The following is a 20,310-nucleotide window of genomic DNA, read 5'->3' on the forward strand; positions in this document are numbered from 1 at the left end:
TAGCAGTAAAGCCGCCGGCACATGCTATCCAGACTATTTTGCTGTATCGGTAAATCAAATGAAGCGCATTGCAGCTGTTACTTATAAGCGGTAATATCCAGCATGTTATTACAAAAACCGTATTCTGCCTTATCATTGCTGCTAACAATAACCAGCCGGTTAGCACAATATTGTGCTACCAGCTCCTGGTACATGGCTATTCCCGCAGCATCTAAATTGGTACAGGGCTCATCCAACAGCACAACAGGGGCATTGGAAAAAATGCACTGGGCCAGCTTTACCCGTTGCTTCATACCGCTGCTGTACTCGCTTATTTTTTTGTGTTCTGTATGCTCCAGCTGTATTTCTTTGATAATAAAATGAATGCTCAGGCCGGTCAGGAATGGTTTAAAAGACTGATGAAACGATAAAAACTCCTCAAGTGTAAATTCCTCTACCAGTTCTATGTATGGGGCACAAAGGGCGGTGTAATTAAACACCTTATCCGGAGTAACAGCTTCATCATTAAAAACATGAGAACAACGACCTTCGTTTACAGTAACGGCGCCACTCAAAATTTGTAAAAGGGTACTTTTCCCACTTCCGTTAGGACCTGTAATAGCGTAAGCGCCTGTTTGAAAGGTATAGGTAAGATTACGAAAAACCCAGTCCCTGTTATAGCGTTTACCGGCGTTATGCAATTGAATCATCATCGCCGTTGCCTTTGCTGTAACGCTTTATTATTCCTCGGGTGCTTTCCTGTATAAAAGTGAGTATTTCATCCCTTTCTTCTGTTACAGGAAACTCCTCCTCCAGTATCTGTACCGCCTGCGTTACATTAAGCCCTTTATTATAAAGAATCCTGTAAATATCAAGAATATGGTTGATCTTATCAATACTATAGCCCCTTCTTTTGAGGCCGACAGAATTTACCCCCGCATAGCTTAAGGGCTGCCTGGCAGCTTTAATGAACGGAGGTACATCCTTACTCACCAGGGAGCCTCCGCTTATAAATGAATGGGAACCTATTTTTACAAACTGGTGTACGGCCACCACTCCTCCAAAACCTACATAATCACCCAGCACCACATGCCCCGCAATCTGGGTGCTGTTACTTAGCGTACAACAATTCCCGATAATACAATCATGACCTATATGGCTGTAAGCCAATATCCAGCAACCGTTGCCCACCACTGTTTTCAACCGGTCGCTGGTGCCGCGATGTATGGTTACAAACTCACGAATAACGCAGTTATCTCCTATTTCCACCGTGGTTTTTTCCCCTGCATACTTTTTATCCTGGGGTTCAGAACCTATTACAGCGCCGGGAAAAATTTTACAGTTTTTCCCGATCTTCGATCCTTCCTGTATAGTAACATTTGAGCCTATCCATGTGCCTTCACCAATTTCTACATTGGGGTGAATAACAGTAAACGGGTCGATTTTAACATTGGTAGCCACTTTGGCGTCCGGATGTATGTATGAATTAAAATGTATCATTATAAAGTTGTCAATACCCGCTAAACCATTAAGTTAGTGATAACGCACAGCTGGCGGCATGCAAAATTAACTATTTGGTAATATTTGAGTTGTATGAAGATTCAATATAACCTTCAAATTTATAAACTAATACCTGTTAGTTGACTATTTTAACAAACAATATTATTTTTGCGCTAATTAAATGAGCAAACTACAAAAAATAGAAAGCTTTGCTGAGGAATGGATGCCGGCTTTTTCCAGCTTACAACCTATTTGCAGCAAGGAACAGCATATTCCGGGTTCGGTAAAATACTCTATTAAGCGATATATGCGTGATGAGGAAAACACCTCAGAAGATTTAGGTATTGTTAACTATGAGTACAAGGGCCACAGCAATGATGAGAATAGCCTCAAGCTGAGATTTTGTGTCGCCGGTAACATGTACTGCGCAGCCGATAACTGCCAGAAATGTACAGCTGGTAATACCAGAAATTGTGCGCAAAGCATTCCCTGCTATGATGTCGTATCGGTAGATTATGCTGCGCCCCAGCTCTCGCAGTTTACCAGCGGAAAAACTGCAAACGCGGCTGGTACAGATACAGATGTACTGCTACGCTTTACTAAAAAAGATTCTTTCCAGAAAAACATCCCCCTGTGCTGCAGAAGCCGTGGGGTAATTGAAGCCCTGGTCAATCATAAATACACGGGCAGCCTGGAAAATATTTATGTCAATGCCCAACTTCAGATGTTGCTGCTGTATAGTATGGACTGGGTCTCTGACAAAGAGGAAATTTTATCCTGCCGGTTCTTAAACAGTGATACTGATCGGGAAAAGATCATGATGGCCAGGGATATCCTGATCCAAAGCATCAGCCAGCCTATTACTATCAAAGAATTAAGCCGCAAAGTGGCTATGAATGAGTGCTATCTTAAAAAGGGCTTTAAAGAAATGTATGGCACTACTATTTTTGATTTTTACCAGAACCAGCGCATGGAACATGCCAAATATCTTTTGTACGAAAAAGGGCTTAATGTTACTGATGTATCTATGATGCTGGGCTATTCTTCTATCTCCCATTTCAGCACTGCCTTTAAAAAGCAAACCGGGCTGAAGCCGTGTGAATTGTTGCTGCGTTAAGCAAAACAAAAATACATCTCAACTAAAGTTCTGCGGGTGGTGGTTAAGCATTATTTTTTCCCGCTCAAACCGTTTTTCCTATTTTATTGCCTTTTACAGCAAAAAACAGGATAAATGCATAGCAGGGCACCAGTATCCAAAAAGCCTGTTGCATACCGGTACTTGTGCTGATGGCCGCCCATGTTTTTGGAATAATAGCGCCACCGGCAATACCAACAATTAAAAGAGCAGAACCGGTTTTTAAGTATTTGCCCAACCCGTCAATAGATAAAGGCCATATGGCAGGCCATATAGGTGCATTGGCAAATCCTAAAAGCGCCAGGCACAAAATAGAATACTTGCCCGGCATAAATATTACACCTATTGAAAGTACTATCCCGAGAACAGCCGAAAATTTAAGCGCCGTATTCTGGGAAACCACTTTGGGGATCAGCAAAATGCCCAGCACATAACCTGTAAGCATCCCTATCATGGTATAAGTTGTAAAGTGCTTAATAATATCAACCGGCATACCCAATCCCTCCTTACCATATAACTGGATAATATCCCCGGCAATAACCTCTGCGCCTACGTAAAGAAATATAGAAATAAAGCCCAGCCATAAATACGGGTAAGAGAAAATACTTGCCCTGTCAGGAGCAGCATGAGCAGGGTTGGTTTCTTCTTCATCTTTTATATCCGGCAAAGCAGAGAACCTGATGGCTATAGCCAGCACTACAAAACATATGGCAATAACGATGTAAGGCGTTACAATTTTTGAAGCCAGTTCATTCAACAGCAGGTTTTTCTGATCTAAAGGCAAACTGCCCGCATTTTCATACTTATCCATACCATTCAGCAAAACGGCTCCCATTACAAGCGGAGCAATGGCCCCGGCAGCTTTATTACAAACACCCATCACACTAATACGTTTGGCAGCGCTTTCTATAGGTCCTAAAATAGTTATATAAGGATTTACTGCCGTTTGTAATAATGCCAAACCTATTCCTATTATAAACAAACCGGTTAAAAACATGCCGAAAGTACGGCTGTAAGCTGCCGGAATGAATACCAGCGCCCCAACAGCCATTATCAGCAGTCCCAATATCATTCCTTTTTTAAATCCTGTTTTACCTAATACCCACGACGATGGAAAGGCCATAACCGCATAGGCGATATAAGAAGCAAAAGTTACCAATACAGCCTGGTCGGGCGTAAGCTCACAAGCTTTTTGCAGGTATGGTATGAGGGTAGCATTGACCCATGTTACAAAACCAAATACAAAAAACAAAATACCAATAATAATAGTTGGCACTAAATAGCTCTTCTCTTTATTGGCAGCTGTTGCAATATCAGTCATATAAAACGGGTGGTTTAATGAAAAATAAAAATAACAGAAGTTATTGATTGAACCATCAGGTTAAGCAAACGGTTGCGCAAATATGGCGGGGAGGGGGAAGGGGCAATTTTATTCAGTTAATATTTTTCTTATTTTTTTTATATTTTTCCTGTCTTTGCAAATAGTAACAGGCTGATGAGGTTTGCTATTTACTAAAAATGAATTTCCGTCTTTTATGATAGTAATACGTTCTCCCCAGGAAAACCCTGTCAGTTTTGTCAAAACTTCAATTACCCCTGATTGTTTGTCAATACAAATGTCGTTTATGCGAAAATTGTTTTCTATTGTTGTTTTCAATTCCTCTAATCCAATATTTTTGGGGTTGTTGATTGTTTCAAATGTAATATTCTCATTAAGCCGTTTTAATGTGAAATAAGCAAATAAAAGCCCAAGTGAAATTAGAATAAATGAAATTAACAATTGCCCGATTTCTAAATTATGTCTGAGGCAGCTAAATACCATTAACACACCAGTGAAAATAATTCCAATGGGGCACAGGAAAATGAAGTAGTTAGTATAATCTTCAAATTTTCGCTTCATCTTTTTTGTCTGCCTGATTTCTTCTACATACTTCTTTTCTGTCATATCCAGTTTTTTATTGCAGTGCAAAATCAATAAGTTGATGACAAAAATGGATCGTCAGCTTCGCAGGTATCGGGATGACGTTAAAAATTGGAATTGATTTTCGATGGATTAAATATCTGTCATACCCAGTCTAAGGTATATGTACTTTCTAATTGCCCGTTTGTTGGAGTGTGGTATTTACGCCTTATGCCCATTCCTTTTCTCACCTCCAAACAGCTTCTACTCCTTATCTGCCATTTCACTGATCAGCTCCGCTACCAGCGCCGTCCAGCCAGTTTGGTGGCTGGCGCCCAACCCGCGTCCGGTATCCCCATTAAAATACTCATAAAAGAGAATAAGGTTTGCGTTTTCCGGTTGCTTGTAAAACCAGTTGTAAGGACCGTAAATGGGACGGTCGCCCTGACCATCTTTTTCAAAAAGACTAATCACGCGTTGGGCCAGCTTTGTAGAGATATTAAAAAGATTCATATCCACGCCGCTATCTGTAGGATATTGAACCATTACGTTATCATGATAAAATTTTCCCAGCCTGCGTATGGACTGTATGATAATAAAATTGATGGGTATCCAAACAGGACCACGCCAGTTGGAGTTACCGCCAAACATATCTGAAGTAGAATCGCCGGGATCATATTGTATCGTATTTACCTCGCCATTGATGGTTACAGAATAAGGATGTTTTTCGTGGAACTTTGATAGGGCTCTTATACCGCCGTCTGACAGGAACTCATTTTCATCCAGCAATCTTTTAAGCATCGCCTTCAGCCTGCTGGCAGATACCAGCGACAGCAATGTATCCGCTCCATTCCTGTGCTCCTCCTGTGGCCAGTAGCGTTTGTTCTTTAGCCGGTAATCTTTATACCATTTAAACCGTTTTGCAAAGTCAGGCAATTGCTCAAATACTTCCTTACGGATAGTAGAAACGGCGTAAAGGGAAGTAAGCCCTACAATGGAACGGATGCGTAACGGCTGAGGCGCGGCATCGCGCATACACAGCACATCGTAGAAGAACTGATCTTCCTCGTTCCATAACAAATGCTGGTTCAGCGCTTCTGCTATCAAAATAAAATGCTCAAAAAACTTAGTAGCAGCATCTTCAAAACTGTTATCTACCAGTGCTATTTCTAAAGCAATATCCATCATGCTGAGCGCATACACACCCATCCAGCTGGTGCCATCGGCCTGTTCCAGCTGAATTTCGCCTTTGTCATGATAGCTGCGGTTAAACACACCAATATTATCTAATCCTAAAAAACCCCCTTCGAAAATATTATCTCCCTTAAGGTCCTTCCGGTTGATCCACCAGGTAAAATTGATCAGAAGCTTATGAAATACTTTTTTCAGAAAATCTATATCGCCTTTACCCGTAGCTTTTTTTTCGATCTGGAAAATCTCCATGGCCGCCCATGCCTGCACCGGCGGATTTACATCGCTAAAGTTCCACTCATACGAGGGCAATTGCCCGTCCGGCTTCATGTACCATTCGCGCATTAGAAGCAGCAACTGGTTTTTGGCGAACACAGGATCCACTACCGCCATGGAAATACACTGAAAACTCTGGTCCCATGCAGCATACCACGGGTACTCCCATTTATCGGGCATTGAAATCACATCCTGGTTCTTCAGGTGCTTCCATTCGCTATTGCGCCCGTGCTGTCTTTGTTCGGAATTGGGTGTAATACCATCTGACTTGGAAAGCCATTTTTCTATGTCGTAGTGATAGTATTGCTTGCTCCAAAGCAGGCCTGCCAATGCCTGTCGCTGCACGTTGGCCAGGTGTTTGGGTACGCCTTTCGGAAATATTTCGGCATAAAAATGATCGGCCTCTTTTTTACGCTTGTCAAACAGCTTTTCAAAATCACTGTCAAAAGGGTTGCTTACAGGGTTTTCAGAAAGCCTGCAATAAATGGTAACAGTTTCTCCCGCCGGTACATTTAAATTGTAAACAGGAGCAAACTTGGTCCCCGATTTTCTCTCGCGCAACTCTTTTACATTCTTTTTATGAATGATGGCATCATGAAAGGCATCTTTGGTAAAAATACTTTCGTTAGGAATGTCCTGTACAATTTGGGTATTGGTTTCGTTATCGGTAAACAACGCATCCTCTGCATCCTGATAATAGAAATAATAACTGCCCAGCCGGGCGTGCTTTGCATGTATAATACCGGGGCCTGCAGGAGAGAAATCAGGCTTCGTTTTAAGGCTTCCGTGCCTGGTCCAGCGGTTGTAAAACCAAAGTGTTGGCAATACCGTTATGGGCGCAGGCTTGCTGTACCTGTTGGTAATGCTTATTCTAATACCAATATCAGTGCTGTTGGTTTTTGCATAAGTGATAAGCACATCAAAATACGCACTGTTATTAAATACATCTGTATCTAATATCTCAAATTCTGGATCTGATTTGGAGCGCTTCTTGTTCTCTTCCCTGAGCTGATCATAAGGAAAAGCCTGCTGGGGATATTTATACAGGTATTCCATATAATAATGGGATGGAATATTATCCAGATAGTAATACAGCTCTTTTACATCTTCACCATGATTGCCTTCATAATTTCCCAAACCAAAAAGGCGTTCCTTTAAAATAGGGTCCTGCCCGTTCCATAAAGCTATGGCAAAACACAGGTTCTGAAAATAATCTGAAATACCGGCCAGGCCATCCTCACCCCAAAAATAAGCACGGCAATGAGCGTGATTAAAAGGAAAATAACCCCAGCTGTCGCCATAGGGGCTGTAATCTTCACGCACAGTACCCCATTGACGTTCGCTTACATACGGGCCCCATTTTTCAAGTGGTATAGATTTTTTTATATTCTCTCTTAATCTTTTATGCTCTTCTGTCATTGATAAAACTTTTTTACCGGTAATGTTTAATGCTGATGGCCAATAAGCAGTATTTTCAAAGAAACAAACATTCAAAAAAATATCCTTTGATGAACTTTGTACACAGAATTCTTTCGGAACGTTGATTTCATGCTTCTTTCTACAATAAAAATAAAACCTAAACAATTCCAATAACAGCTTAGTGTTACTACAAATATATTAATTGAAACGGTTATATGCGATCTTTTAGATTGCATATAACCTGATGAACAATGTAATATACCGGGATTCGTTTACATTCTCCCTGACCGTTTTGAGAAAAACCTGTTTTAGAATTTCCGGTAAAGACTGTACAGTACTTTTTTATCGTAATCTGTAAGTGAAGGAGATGTGTCGTTCTGAATATAATGTAGTTTAAAGGCCCCGATAGCTTTAGCAAGATCACGGGTATCGTACCCTATCACTTTCAATGCCATTACTGCATTAAAATCTGCCGGCGGTGTAGGTAAATTATAGGTATCGTACCAATATCCAAAACCGGCATCAGCCAGGCGCTTCCAGGGAAAATACTTGCTGGGATCACCCTTTCTGCCCGGGGCAACATCTGAGTGACCAATAAAATTAGCCTGTGGAATGCCATATTTATTTTTTATAACATCCAGCAGTTTTAACAGCGCTTTAATCTGCTCATCGGAAAAGGGTTCAGATCCGTTATTATCTATTTCAATGCCGATGCTGCAGGAATTCATATCAGTAATACTGCCCCATTTACCCAGCCCCGCATGATAAGACCGTACATAGTCGTTCAGCATTTGATAAACCGAGCCGTCTCTGCCCACAACATAATGCGAGCTGGATTCTCTGCCAGGACGGCGCAGAGAAAAAGTAAAAAGTGTTTGTTCTGCACTTGTCTGGGCTGTATGATGAAGTACCACAAAATGAGGCTTCCGAATATTAAAATCGATGGCAGCATACCAGGATTCAGCAGTAACTGCAGGGTTTTTCTTTTTACCTGGAATTTCTGTGATCTGGTTGATAATGGTTTGTATATTCTTATTATAATCACTTACCGAATAAGCTTTTTGCAGGCTGTCTGCCCTCTTTAAAAAATAAGCAGGAGATCCATACGTCATTTCAGGAAAACCACTAAAAGAAGCCGGGGGTGTATAAGTTATCTGGGGGTTGTCTGTTGCTACATTTGTTGGTTCCGGTTGCTCACTGGGCCTGTTATTCCGGGTTATTTGCTCAGGCTTCGTAAAAACCGTCTGGTTTTGCTTAGGGTTTGTTTGCGGCTTAACTGCCGGAGACTTCGCAGGTGTCTTGGTAAGAACATTGGTTTTTTTGGGCGTTGTATCTCCACATGCACAAAGTACAAACAAAGCCAGGGCTGGAAATGTTTTTTTTATAAACATTGCGATACTATTCTTTTTCTTAACTAAAATGGTCTGTATATATATCCGTTCGTCATGTGAAAATAACGAAATCCATCGTAAAACGTGAACAAGCCGCTAAAATTGTATCAGTCAAAATAATATTTTAAGATTTTATTAATGCTACCCTATCTTTAAAAAGTAAAACAGAAAATATGCAACAGATAAAACTGATTTGGGAAAACGCAGAGGCTTTAAGTGTAGCCGCAGCTTATTATTTTGTAGAAAGATGTAATAAAAGTATTGCAGATAGCGGACGGTTTACAGTTTCCCTGTCTGGTGGCAATACACCGAAGAGGCTATACCAATTGCTGGCTACACCGGCATTCGCAAGAAATATCGATTGGAAGAAAGTAATGCTATTCTGGGGAGATGAACGTTTTGTTCCTCATACGCATGAAGACAGCAATTACAGGATGGTAAAAGAAGCATTGCTGAACCAGGTAAAAATTCCGACAAAGAACGTTCTAGCAATGCCGGTCAGAGGCGATGCAAAAGATTGTGCTATTCAATACGAAAAGATGATGGCAGGGGCGCTGGGAAAGAAAATGCAGATCGATTTAACCCTTTTGGGCATGGGCGATGATGGCCATACCTCGTCTCTGTTTCCAGGTACTGATGTGCTCAACGAAGCCAGGAAATATATTAAAGAAGTTTGGGTTGAAAGCAAACAAACCTACCGCCTTAGCTCCACCTATCGTTTAATCAATAACAGTAAAGAAATAATGTTCCTGGTAGCTGGTGCTGCCAAGGCCCCGGTTCTCAAACATATTTTTTCAAAAAATGCAAAAGTTAAATACCCGGTGCAAGAGGTAAGCCTTAAAAAAGGAAATGCAGTATGGATGTTAGATGAAGCCGCAGTGGGATCACTTTAAACTAAGTTACTGATATTGAGATGTTCGGGGTTCATTATCTGCTACAAGATCCCGAACGCTCAGGGCAAAGGCCTCTGATTTGAAGACTTTTTATGCTTCTTATCACACTTTGTGGCGTTTACAGCAGGCTTGCTCTTATTTTTGAAAAAAGTTCTTCAGCAGGCAGTGAATTTACTCCTGTAACAGCTTGTTAATCGCTACGTGGATCTTTTCGAAACCAAAATCAGCAACAGCATTATCCATCCCTGACCTGATTTGGGCTGTGCATAAATTTTGTATGGAGCCTTCGTGAGACCTCACCCCCAACGCTGCTCCAAAGGAGCGGGGAGCCTGGTAACTGCCATCTTCAACAGAGCGGCCTACCTGTATATAAGCATCACGGAAAGGAATGCCCTGCATTACCATCTGGTTCACAAGATCAACGGTAAACAGGTATTTATATTTTTCATCCACCAGTATCTCTTTTTTAATATCAATATTAGAAAGCATCAGCCCCGCCATTTCAATGCATTCTCTTAATGTGTGGAATGCGGGGAATAAATGCTCTTTCAAGAGCTGCAAATCCCTGTGATAACCTGAAGGCAGGTTAGTGGTCATTATCATGATCTCATTCGGCAGTGCCTTGATACGATTACAATGCGAACGTATCAGCTCAAATACATCAGGGTTTTTTTTGTGTGGCATAATACTGCTTCCTGTGGTCAGCGTTGCCGGGAAACTAACAAAACCAAAATTCTGGTTCAGGTATAAGGTCATGTCCATGCTCATCCGCGACAATGTATCGGCAATATTAGCCAGGGACTGCGCCACAATACGTTCGGCCTTACCACGGCCCATTTGCGCATATACCACGTTATAATTAAGTGATGCAAAACCGAGCAGGTCGGTAGTCATTTGCCTGTTGATCGGGAACGATGAACCATAGCCGGCGGCGGAACCTAAAGGGTTTTTATTCACCACTTCAAAAGCGCCTTTCAAGGTAATCATATCGTCTACAAGACTTTCGGCATAAGCACCAAACCAAAGCCCGAAAGAAGAAGGCATTGCGAGTTGTAAATGTGTATAGCCGGGATATAGGTAGTCCTTATATTTTTCACTTTGTTTCTGCAGCAATTCAAAAAACGGTAATACCGTATTGACTATATTTTCAATTTCGCTGCGTAAGAAGAGTTTAATATCCACCAGCACCTGGTCGTTCCGGCTGCGTGCGCTGTGGATCTTTTTGCCGGCATCTCCCAGCTTTTGAGTTAACAATAATTCCACCTGGGAATGAATATCTTCTACATGGTCCTGCAGTACAAATTCTCCCTTTTCAATCTGACTGTAAATTTCTTTTAAAGCATCCTGCAGTTTGGTTAAGTCGGCCTTATCCAAAAGCCCAACCGACTCCAGCATTCGAATATGAGCCAATGAGCCCAACACATCAAACGGAGCCAGGTACATATCCATCTCCCTGTCCTTACCTACTGTAAAGGCCTCTACTTCTTTTAATGCGGTCGTATCTTTTTGCCAGAGTTTCATGTTAATTGCAAATTTCGGGTTATCAGTTATTGGTTGGTGTTATCAGCAGGAAAATTATTTCAGTTCCGGCCTACCCATTCAATAAATTTATTAATTTGTTTACTTAAGGGGGTATGTCTTTCTTTTAATTTATCATAAACGTCCTTATCTGTGAAAGATTTTGTTTCATACAGGTAGTCCGGGTGCTCTATCGTTTCATCACATTTGGATTGAGAAAAAGTAAAATAACCTATAAAATTCCGGTTTATATTTTCTTCTTCCATATCTTTCTGCAATAGCTGCGGAGAATGCCTTCGATGAGCGCCTATCTGGCCTCCTTCTTCGTACAATTCAAATTTAGGTAAATGCCAACTCAAACGATGTATTTCATTTGCCAGCCCATGTGCTTCTTTATAAATATTTAAATCTCTGTAGCTTTTGATGAAGCATGTTTAACTCCCGGAACCGGGAATTTGTAACCTGCAACTAAAATATTATCCTGCTTATCATCTCAACATAATCCGCTATCCCCTTTTCAATTTCTTCCAGGTAAATAAACTCATCCGCTGTATGGCTGCGGGCACTGTCGCCAGGGCCCATTTTTAGTGCCGGGAAAGGCATCAGCGCTTTATCGGATGTAGTAGGTGAGCCATACATGGTTTTGCCCATAGCTAGCCCTGCTTTAACAACAGGATGTTCTGTTGAAATAGCCGTAGAGCGCAGGCGTGTGGAGCGGGGTTTTATTTCGCTTTGTACATGTTGCTTAATTTCTGCTAACACCTCTTCAAACATATAGAGCTCGTTTACCCGGACATCCACAACATATTTGCAAACAGCAGGCACCACGTTATGCGCTTTGTTCTCTGTTTCAATAACCGTTACGGACATTTTGTTGGGTCCTAAAAGCGGAGACACTTTTTTAAACTGGTACGTGTGGAACCATTCAATATCTTTTATTGCCCGGGTGATAGCATTCTTTCCCTCGTTACGTGCTGCATGACCAGCTTTGCCATGAGCAACAGCATCCAATACCATCAGCCCCCGCTCTGCTACTGCCATCTGCATTAAAGTGGGCTCCCCAACAATGGCAAAATCAATCGGTGGTAATTCTTTTACTATAACCTCTATGCCATTGTAGCCCGAGATCTCCTCTTCTGCACTGGCTACCAGCATCACGTTATACTTTATATTTTCATCATTATAAAAATGAATAAAGGCGGCAATCAGCGATACCAGGCACCCTCCTGCGTCATTGCTTCCCAACCCGAATAGTTTCCCCTCTTTCTCTATCGGTTCAAAAGGGTTTAAAGTATAATTAGGATTAGGCTTAACGGTATCGTGATGCGAATTTAAAAGTATAGTGGGTTTAGATGCGTCAAAGTATTTATTCTTTGCAATGATATTATTGCCCGATTGCTGCACAGCAATACCAGCGTTTTCAAGATATACTTTAATAATAGCTGCTGTTTTATCTTCTTCCTTGCTAAAGGAAGGCGTGCGGATCAATTGCTTTAACAGGCTTATAGCATCGTTATATAATTCCTTTTCACAACTCATGAGCGGTAATTAAAGTTCCTTCAGTTGAATGGGTGGTATTCCTGATCAAATCCTTTGCATCGCCTATCAGCACTTCATTCACGCCGGCATCGATAGCTGCAAACGCATTATCTATCTTAGGAAGGATTCCTTCAAATAATTTATTTTCATCCAGCAGTTGCTGGTATTTCTTTTTGTTGACATTTCTGATAACAGAATTGTCATCATTTACATCTTCTAATACGCCTTTCTTTTCAAAACAGTAAATGAGACGCACTTTGTAAAATTGAGACAATCCAACAGCTAACGCAGATGCAATAGTATCGGCATTGGTATTTAAAATATGACCCTGGGCGTCATGTGTAAGCGGTGCAAATACCGGCGTAAAACCAGCGGTCAGCAATTGTTTTACGCTTTCAGCATTAAGCTTTCCGCTTTCAATATCGCCTACCCATCCAAAATCAACAGGTGCACCGTTAATTATTTTTAACGGTCGTTTTGCAGCCGGTATAATATTGGCATCTGCACCGGTAAGTCCGATTGCGTTGCATTGCAAAGCCTGTAGCTGCGCTACTATTTTCTTATTTATCAATCCGCCATAAACCATTGTTACAATGTCGATGGTGTTATCATCTGTAATTCTGCGGCCATTGATATATTTTGATTCAATGCCCAGCTGGTCGCCGATTTGGGTTGCGATTTTCCCCCCGCCGTGAATCAATACTTTATAGCCCCTGATGGAAGAATAAGAAACAAGAAATGCCTTTAATGCATCCTCATTATCAATGACATTTCCTCCAATCTTAACTACAAATAAATTTTCCATCATCGTTAACCTTTAAGAAGTTCTGATAATACCGCTTGTGCAGCCCATACCCGGTTGCCGGCTTCCTGCGTAACAATGCTGTTGGGGCTATCTAAAATTTCATCGCTCAGCTCTACATTGCGGCGAACCGGCAGGCAATGCATTACTTTGGCATTATTGGTAAGCTGCAGCTTTTCTTGTGTCAGCATCCACTCAGGCTCGTTGCTGTAAATTTTCCCATAATCATTGTAAGTGCTCCAGTTTTTTACATATACATAATCGGCGTCTTTCAGCGCTTCATCCTGGTTGTAGATAACAGGCGCAGTACCGGTGAATTTTTTATCCAGTTCATAATCTTCGGGATGGGTAACTACAAAATCCGCTGCCCCCCAGGCGTTCATCCATTGCGCGAAGCTATTGGCTACACACTGTGGCAACGGCTTTACATGCGGCGCCCATGTAAGCACTACTTTGGGTTTCCGTTGCGCTTTAAAAGTCTCTTTAATCGTAATGACGTCGGTAAGGCTTTGTAAAGGATGCAGCGTTGCGCTTTCCAAACTTACAACCGGTAAGCCTGAATATTTTATAAACTGGTTGATGTACAATTCGCTGTAATCATCTTCCTTATTGACCAGGGACGGGAACGTTCGGATAGCTAAAATATCAAAGTATTTTCCAAAAATGGGGGCTGCATCTTTGACATGCTCTACTGTTTTGCCGCTCATGATGGCCTCCTCTTCAAACTCCAGTTGCCAGCCCTCGCTGCCTACATTAAACACGATGGCTTCCATACCCAGGTTTTGTGCAGCTATTTGTGTGCTTAGGCGGGTGCGCATGCTGGGGTTTAAGAACAAGCAACCGATGCGCCTGCCTTCACCCAGCTTTTTATCAATAAAAGGATGGACTTTGTAATCTAATGCTTTTTGCGCTAAGGCATTAATATCTGTAACATCGTGCGCGCTGATAAACGTGTTGCTTTTAAGTAGTGACATTGTATAGATAAAGTTTCAATATTTATTAAGCTTCCCTTCTCTTTATTGAAGTTCTTAGGGGTTGTAAAATTACTGCTTCATTTATAAAAATCATGGTTCGCGAAAACACGAACCATGATTATATTAGCTGATATTTATTCTATCGTTGAAGTGTGCGCTGCAATAGTGCCTGACAGGAATACTGCTGTATGGACAAAAGTTTTACTCCGCCACTACAGCAAATGCCTCGATCTCTTCTTTCACCGCTTCAATAAACTGTTCTGCATCTTTCTTTTTCAAAGCCAGTGAAGGAAGTAGTCTTATCACGTTAGGTTTCGCTTCCCCGGTAAAAATCTTCTGGTTCAGTAAAAGGTTTTTCTTTAGTGCAGCTATTTCTTCCGGCACGTCGAAACCTATCATCAGGCCACGGCCACGCACATTTTGAAGTTCAGGGATTTTTTTCAGCTCATCGCGTAAGTATTTACCGATCATGGTAGCATTGCCCATCAGCTTTTCGTCCTTCATTACTTCCAGCACCGCCAGTGCCGCAGCACAGGCCAGGTGGTTGCCGCCAAATGTAGTGCCTAACTGGAAATGTTTGGGTTTTATATGTGGTGCAATAATGATACCGCCTATAGGGAAGCCATTTCCCATACCCTTGGCCATGGAATAGATGTCAGCGTTCACCCCGGCAAAATCGTGGCTGAAAAATTTGCCGCTCCGTCCATATCCGCATTGTACCGCATCTGCAACATAAACGGCCCGGTATTTATCGCATAAGGTACGAATCAATTTTAAAAAAGATTCACTGGCTACATTAATGCCACCAACACCCTGGATGCCTTCTATAATTACCGCGGCAATATCTTTTCCATGTTTGGCAAAATGCGCTTCCAGTGCTTCTTCATCATTAAACGGCAGAAAATCCACATTGTCTGTTTCATTTACCGGCGCTATATAATTTTTATTATCAGTAGCAGATACCGCCAGCGATGTGCGCCCGTGGAAAGCCTTGCTGAAGGCTACCACTTTTTTCCGGCCTGTATGAAACGATGCCAGTTTCAGCGCATTCTCATTGGCCTCTGCACCTGAATTGCACAAAAACAAATGATACTCTTCCTTGCCCGAAACCTCGCCTAATTTTTTTGCCAGTTCTGCCTGTAAAGGATTTTGTATAGAATTAGAGTAAAACGCTATTTTTTCCAGCTGTTCTTCAATGCGTCGTACCCAATGCGGGTGTGTATGGCCAATGCTGATAACAGCGTGCCCGCCATAAAGGTCTAAATACTGGTTGCCTTCACTATCCCAAACATAAGAACCTTTAGCTTTGGTGATAGTGACATTGTTGAGAGGGTAAACATCAAATAAATTCATCTGTTCCGGTTATTGGAAAATAATAAAAAATAGCCCCCGCCTGCGGCGGGGGCTGTAAAATTACTTAAAATATTAATGGCCGGCGAGAAAAATTATTGATATCGGCTTAATTCAGCAACTCTGGTTCTTTCACTATTTCTGCTTTAGCTTCTTTTTGTATTGCTTCCCATCCGCCGGCAATGTTCCTTAAATTATGAATACCCTGCTTTTTTATTATTGATGCTGCTATTACACTCCTTATGCCCACATAACAATGCAGATAAAGATTATCAGATTCTTCAATTTGAGCTAAATTCAAAACATCGCTCATTTCTTCCAGCGGTATATTTACGGCATTTTTTAAATGGCCCTGGGCAAAATCAAGGGGTCTCCGAACATCTATTACCACCAGGTTTTCGTCAAACGGAATGTCCATCATTAGCTCATCTGCCTCTATATCTATAATCATGTCTATTGGCTTCCCCGCTTTTTGCCATGCTTCAAAACTACCGTTTAGAAATCCTGCTATCTCTTCTATGCCGGCTTTTTTAAGTTCGGCCGCTGCAGTCACTTCCTCTCCCGGTTCTGTTACTAAAATTAATGGTTCGTTCTTTTTAAAAGCAATGGTTGCGTATTCCGGCAGCCGGCTGGTAACGGGTATGTTTACACTACCCGGAATGAATCCCTGCTTAAAGGCGTCCACACTTCTTGTATCAAGAACAGCACAACCTTTCTCCCGGTATTTTTCAAAATCTTCAACTATTAATGCGTTCATATAAGAAATGCTTAAGACAGTAGCTCACCTACAAATTTATTCAGCTCTTTCATGCGTTCGGTATTCACTGTATAATAAATGAACTTTCCGTCGCGTTCAGTTTTTACAAAATCGGCCTTGCGTAAAATGGCCAGATGCTGCGAAGCTACCGATTGTTCAATTCTAAGTTTTACGTAAATCTCTGTTACGGTTACTTTTTCCTGGGTATCGATCAGTTTTAAAATTTGCTGTCTTAGCTTGTGATTAAAAGCACGCAATATCAGTGCTGCCTTTTTAATAGCCAGCGTATCCAGCGTTAACTCTTCACCCGGGCTTTCTTTTAAAGTGAAGGAGATGTGATAATTACTCATTATAAATGAAATGTTTAGATGTTTAGAGCCTCTAAAATTACAAACTTTTATAGTATTGTTTATAGTAAATATTTTTTAATATATTCCTTTCTTTACTATATATACATCTTTAACGTAATACGGTTCGCAATATGCAACATCTGCAAAAGATTTTTTCTCAAAAAAATGTACCGATAATGCTGTCATATCGCAGGCATTAACGTTTTTTTCAATAAACCGGGCTTTTTGTAGATCGATTAAAGGTTGAAATTTAGCGCTTCCGTTCCCGGTAAATGTTACATGATGCTTTTCTAAAATATCTGCAAAACTTCCTGCCGAAAGTTCCGCTGCGAACGGTTCCCTGAAAATATTCAGATCTTTATCATAAAACGCTGTAAAAACTTCCATCCTCCTTGCATCGATCATCGGGCAAATCAAATCAGTTGCTTCTCTCTGAACGGCTTTAGCCATAATCTGTAAAGTGTTGAGGCAGATAAGTGGCTTTTTTAAGGCATAGCATAATCCTTTTGCTGCAGCCAGCCCTATTCTTAAGCCAGTATAAGAGCCCGGACCATTACTTACTGCTATGGCATCAAGATCAGCTGGGGCAATTCCCTGTTTTTGTAAAGCATTATTAACAGCTTGATGCAACCAGCCTGCCTGTTCCTTTCTTTTTTCATTAACCTCAAAAAAAAATACATCATAATTATTACTAATACAAAAAGATCCTTTATCAATTGCGGTATCAATATTTAAAATAAGCATGCTGCAAAAAAAATAAATAAAAGGCATAACTGAACATTTAATAATTTCAACCGTAAATACCCCTTTGCAAAACGCTCCTTTTTGCAAATAAAGCAGGGCTCTAGCCTTAAAATTTTTGATTGCGGGTAATAAATCAGGCAGGTTTTCGTACAATTGTAACTTATAACCTGATAAAATATGGAAAGAAAAATTATCAAAACAGATCAAGCACCAGCTCCGATTGGCCCTTATAGCCAGGCTGTTTTTGCCGGCGATACGCTTTATATCTCGGGGCAAATTGCGCTGGATCCGCAAAGCGGGGCGCTGCATAACGCCACCTTACAGGATGAAACCCATCAATGTATGAAAAACCTGCAGGCGATTTTAAAAGAAGCGGGCCTGGATTTTACTAATGTGATTAAATCTACTATTTTTATTACAGATATGAAGCGCTTTGCTGAGATCAATGAGGTTTATGGCCAGTATTTTACAGGTGATTTCCCCGCGCGCGAAACAGTGCAGGTAGCAGCACTGCCTAAGTTTGTGAATGTAGAGATCAGTATGATTGCGGTAAGGTAGTTGCTGGATGCTGAAGGCTGAAGGCAAAAAGCATAAACGCTGCGGGCATCAGGCATTTAGCATCCAGCATCACTCGATGAACTAACTTCCGTACCTTTGTGCCCCAATTTTTAGAGGCATGAACAGAAACCAGGAAGTTTTACAGGATGTTGTTATAAAGTTTGCGGGTGATAGTGGCGATGGTATGCAGCTTACCGGCACGCAGTTTACCAACAATACGGCACTTTTAGGCACCGATCTCTCTACTTTCCCCGATTACCCGGCGGAAATACGCGCGCCACAGGGAACTATTCCTGGTGTGAGCGGCTTCCAGCTCCGTTTTTCATCCAACCATATTTATACACCCGGCGATGAATGTGATGTGCTGGTAGCGATGAATGCCGCTGCCCTTAAAGCCAATCTGAAAAGTTTAAAGAAAGGCGGTAAAATTATTGCCAATACCGATGGCTTCGATCCTAAAAACCTGCGCCTGGCTAATTATCCTGACGGAGTAAACCCCTTAGAAAACGGCAGCCTTGAAGGATATGAGCTTACGAAAATTGACGTTACCAAGCTTACCCGTGAGGCCTTAAAAGAATTCACCCTCGGAACCAAAGAAAAAGACCGGGCTAAAAATATGTTCATCCTGGGCGTTTTGTACTGGATGTACAACCGGGATATGGAAAATACGATCAGCTTTTTAACAGAAAAGTTTTCCAAAAAGCCTGATATCCTGAACAGCAATATCAAGGCCCTGAAAGCCGGTTATAATTACGGCGATACCACCGAAGCCTTTACCACAACTTATAAAGTGGAAAAAGCAAGGATTGAACCGGGCACTTATCGTTCTGTTATGGGCAACCAATCGCTGGCAATGGGGCTGATCGCGGCTTCTGTAAAAAGCGGTTTGCCTATGTTTTTAGGTACTTATCCCATCACACCTGCCAGCGACATCCTGCACGAGCTGAGCCGTCATAAAAACTTTGGTATCCGTACGTTCCAGGCTGAAGATGAAATTGCAGCGATCACTGCAGCCATTGGTGCTTCTTATGGTGGTGCTTTGGGCGTAACTACCACATCGGGGCCGGGCATGGCTTTAAAAACCGAGGCAATGGGGCTGGCAGTAATGCTGGAAATTCCTTTGGTAATTGTAAATGTGCAGCGGGGCGGGCCTTCCACAGGCTTACCTACAAAAACCGAACAATCGGACCTGTTGCAGGCGTATTATGGCCGGAACGGGGAATGCCCGATGCCCGTAATAGCAGCAGCGAGCCCTGCAGATTGCTTTGATGCCGTGTACGAGGCCGTTAAAATAAGCGTACAGCACATGACGCCGGTTATTTTCCTGAGCGATGGATATATTGCCAATGGCGCCGAGCCCTGGCGTTTCCCCACTGAAGAAACCCTGGCACCCATTCATGTTCAGTTTAAAACAGAGCTTTGGGATCATGAGGAAAAATTTCAGCCTTACTTAAGGAATGAGCACCTGGTACGTCCCTGGGCAGTTCCCGGCACCCCGGGATTAGAGCACCGTATCGGGGGTATAGAAAAACAAAATATTACCGGTAATATCAGCTACGACCCGGAAAACCACCAGCTGATGGTAAAGATCCGCCAGGAAAAAGTAGATAAGATCGCAGAATTTATCCCTGATCAAAAGATCGACAGCGGCGACGAAAAAGGCAAAGTACTGGTGATCGGATGGGGCTCTACTTATGGAGCTATTAAATCTGCTGTACACGATCTGCAGGCCGAAGGCAAAAGCATCAGCCATGTACACATACGCCATCTACGGCCATTTCCTAAAAACCTGGGCGATATTATCCAGAATTTTGAGCATATCGTTATCCCCGAAATCAATAATGGCCAGCTTATTAAAATCATTCGTGACCAATATTTAACAGATGCCAAAGGCTATAATAAAATTATGGGCGTACCTATTACCAAAACCGAGCTGGTGGAAGAGCTGAATAAATACTTTGTAGTAGAGCAGGTGGTATAGCGCATCATAAAAATCAAAAAAACTTAATGGCCCACGATTCAGATCATGGGCCA

General features: G+C 41.8%; 19 protein-coding genes. 4 read left to right on the forward strand and 15 right to left on the reverse strand.

Translation table 11 applies throughout. The features are described 5' to 3' along the window. Positions 1-77: 77 nt before the first annotated feature. Positions 78-692: an ABC transporter ATP-binding protein gene (locus tag ACYVBM_RS02930; RefSeq protein WP_460684115.1), complete on the reverse strand. Its 615-nt coding sequence runs from the start codon at positions 690-692 to the stop codon at positions 78-80. Then, positions 673-1,479, reverse strand: coding sequence for an acyl-ACP--UDP-N-acetylglucosamine O-acyltransferase (gene lpxA, locus ACYVBM_RS02935; RefSeq protein ID WP_460684116.1), 807 nt, complete (start codon positions 1,477-1,479; stop codon positions 673-675). Before lpxA ends, ACYVBM_RS02930 begins: the two co-directional genes overlap by 20 nt. 181 nt (positions 1,480-1,660) lie before the next feature. Between lpxA and ACYVBM_RS02940 the strand changes: the two genes are divergently transcribed. Beyond that, a complete protein-coding gene (locus ACYVBM_RS02940; protein ID WP_460684117.1) occupies positions 1,661-2,596 on the forward strand; it encodes a helix-turn-helix domain-containing protein in 936 nt (311 codons plus the stop codon). A gap of 64 nt (positions 2,597-2,660) precedes the next feature. Here ACYVBM_RS02940 and ACYVBM_RS02945 read toward each other — a convergent pair whose 3' ends face one another. From ACYVBM_RS02945 to ACYVBM_RS02960, 4 genes are all read right to left on the reverse strand, one after another. Next, entirely contained in the window at positions 2,661-3,935 is a 1,275-nt protein-coding gene (locus ACYVBM_RS02945; RefSeq protein ID WP_460684118.1) for a sugar MFS transporter, read from the reverse strand. Between the two features lie 108 nt (positions 3,936-4,043). Next, a complete protein-coding gene (locus tag ACYVBM_RS02950) occupies positions 4,044-4,559 on the reverse strand; it encodes a hypothetical protein (RefSeq protein ID WP_460684119.1) in 516 nt (171 codons plus the stop codon). A gap of 219 nt (positions 4,560-4,778) precedes the next feature. Then, positions 4,779-7,400 (reverse strand): MGH1-like glycoside hydrolase domain-containing protein, encoded by a 2,622-nt coding sequence (locus ACYVBM_RS02955; protein ID WP_460684120.1) that lies wholly within the window; start codon positions 7,398-7,400, stop codon positions 4,779-4,781. Between the two features lie 308 nt (positions 7,401-7,708). Then, a complete protein-coding gene (locus ACYVBM_RS02960; RefSeq protein WP_460684121.1) occupies positions 7,709-8,791 on the reverse strand; it encodes an N-acetylmuramoyl-L-alanine amidase in 1,083 nt (360 codons plus the stop codon). Between the two features lie 173 nt (positions 8,792-8,964). On the opposite strand from ACYVBM_RS02960, the gene pgl reads away from it, so the two are divergent. Further along, complete coding sequence (gene pgl, locus ACYVBM_RS02965) at positions 8,965-9,684, forward strand: 6-phosphogluconolactonase (protein ID WP_460684122.1); 720 nt, start codon at positions 8,965-8,967, stop codon at positions 9,682-9,684. Between the two features lie 171 nt (positions 9,685-9,855). On the opposite strand, the gene argH is transcribed toward pgl, so the two are convergent. The 9 genes from argH to tsaB form a co-directional block, all read right to left on the reverse strand. Continuing rightward, the gene (gene argH / locus ACYVBM_RS02970) at positions 9,856-11,205 is read right to left on the reverse strand and encodes an argininosuccinate lyase (protein ID WP_460684123.1); all 1,350 of its coding nucleotides are present in this window, start codon (positions 11,203-11,205) and stop codon (positions 9,856-9,858) included. Between the two features lie 59 nt (positions 11,206-11,264). Further along, entirely contained in the window at positions 11,265-11,561 is a 297-nt protein-coding gene (locus tag ACYVBM_RS02975) for a hypothetical protein (RefSeq protein WP_460684124.1), read from the reverse strand. A gap of 109 nt (positions 11,562-11,670) precedes the next feature. Then, a complete protein-coding gene (locus ACYVBM_RS02980) occupies positions 11,671-12,741 on the reverse strand; it encodes a M20 family metallo-hydrolase (RefSeq protein WP_460684125.1) in 1,071 nt (356 codons plus the stop codon). Continuing rightward, positions 12,731-13,549: an acetylglutamate kinase gene (gene argB, locus ACYVBM_RS02985; protein ID WP_460684126.1), complete on the reverse strand. Its 819-nt coding sequence runs from the start codon at positions 13,547-13,549 to the stop codon at positions 12,731-12,733. Before argB ends, ACYVBM_RS02980 begins: the two co-directional genes overlap by 11 nt. A gap of 2 nt (positions 13,550-13,551) precedes the next feature. Then, positions 13,552-14,517: a Rossmann-fold NAD(P)-binding domain-containing protein gene (locus tag ACYVBM_RS02990; RefSeq protein ID WP_460684127.1), complete on the reverse strand. Its 966-nt coding sequence runs from the start codon at positions 14,515-14,517 to the stop codon at positions 13,552-13,554. Positions 14,518-14,718: 201 nt separating this feature from the next. After that, entirely contained in the window at positions 14,719-15,870 is a 1,152-nt protein-coding gene (locus ACYVBM_RS02995; protein WP_460684128.1) for an aspartate aminotransferase family protein, read from the reverse strand. 106 nt (positions 15,871-15,976) lie between these two features. Further along, positions 15,977-16,624 carry a rhodanese-like domain-containing protein gene (locus ACYVBM_RS03000; RefSeq protein WP_460684129.1) on the reverse strand — a complete coding sequence of 216 codons (648 nt, stop codon included), beginning with the start codon at positions 16,622-16,624 and terminating at the stop codon, positions 15,977-15,979. Positions 16,625-16,635: 11 nt separating this feature from the next. Next, the gene (locus ACYVBM_RS03005) at positions 16,636-16,974 is read right to left on the reverse strand and encodes an ArsR/SmtB family transcription factor (protein WP_460684130.1); all 339 of its coding nucleotides are present in this window, start codon (positions 16,972-16,974) and stop codon (positions 16,636-16,638) included. 75 nt (positions 16,975-17,049) lie between these two features. After that, on the reverse strand, positions 17,050-17,745 hold the full coding sequence (gene tsaB, locus ACYVBM_RS03010) for a tRNA (adenosine(37)-N6)-threonylcarbamoyltransferase complex dimerization subunit type 1 TsaB (RefSeq protein ID WP_460684131.1): 696 nt from the start codon (positions 17,743-17,745) through the stop codon (positions 17,050-17,052). Positions 17,746-17,895: 150 nt separating this feature from the next. Here tsaB and ACYVBM_RS03015 point away from each other — a divergent pair, with 150 nt between their 5' ends. After that, positions 17,896-18,276 (forward strand): RidA family protein, encoded by a 381-nt coding sequence (locus ACYVBM_RS03015; protein ID WP_460684132.1) that lies wholly within the window; start codon positions 17,896-17,898, stop codon positions 18,274-18,276. Between the two features lie 118 nt (positions 18,277-18,394). After that, positions 18,395-20,257, forward strand: coding sequence for a 2-oxoacid:acceptor oxidoreductase subunit alpha (locus ACYVBM_RS03020; RefSeq protein WP_460684133.1), 1,863 nt, complete (start codon positions 18,395-18,397; stop codon positions 20,255-20,257). Positions 20,258-20,310: the final 53 nt, after the last annotated feature.

This window comes from Niabella aquatica, assembly GCF_054779315.1.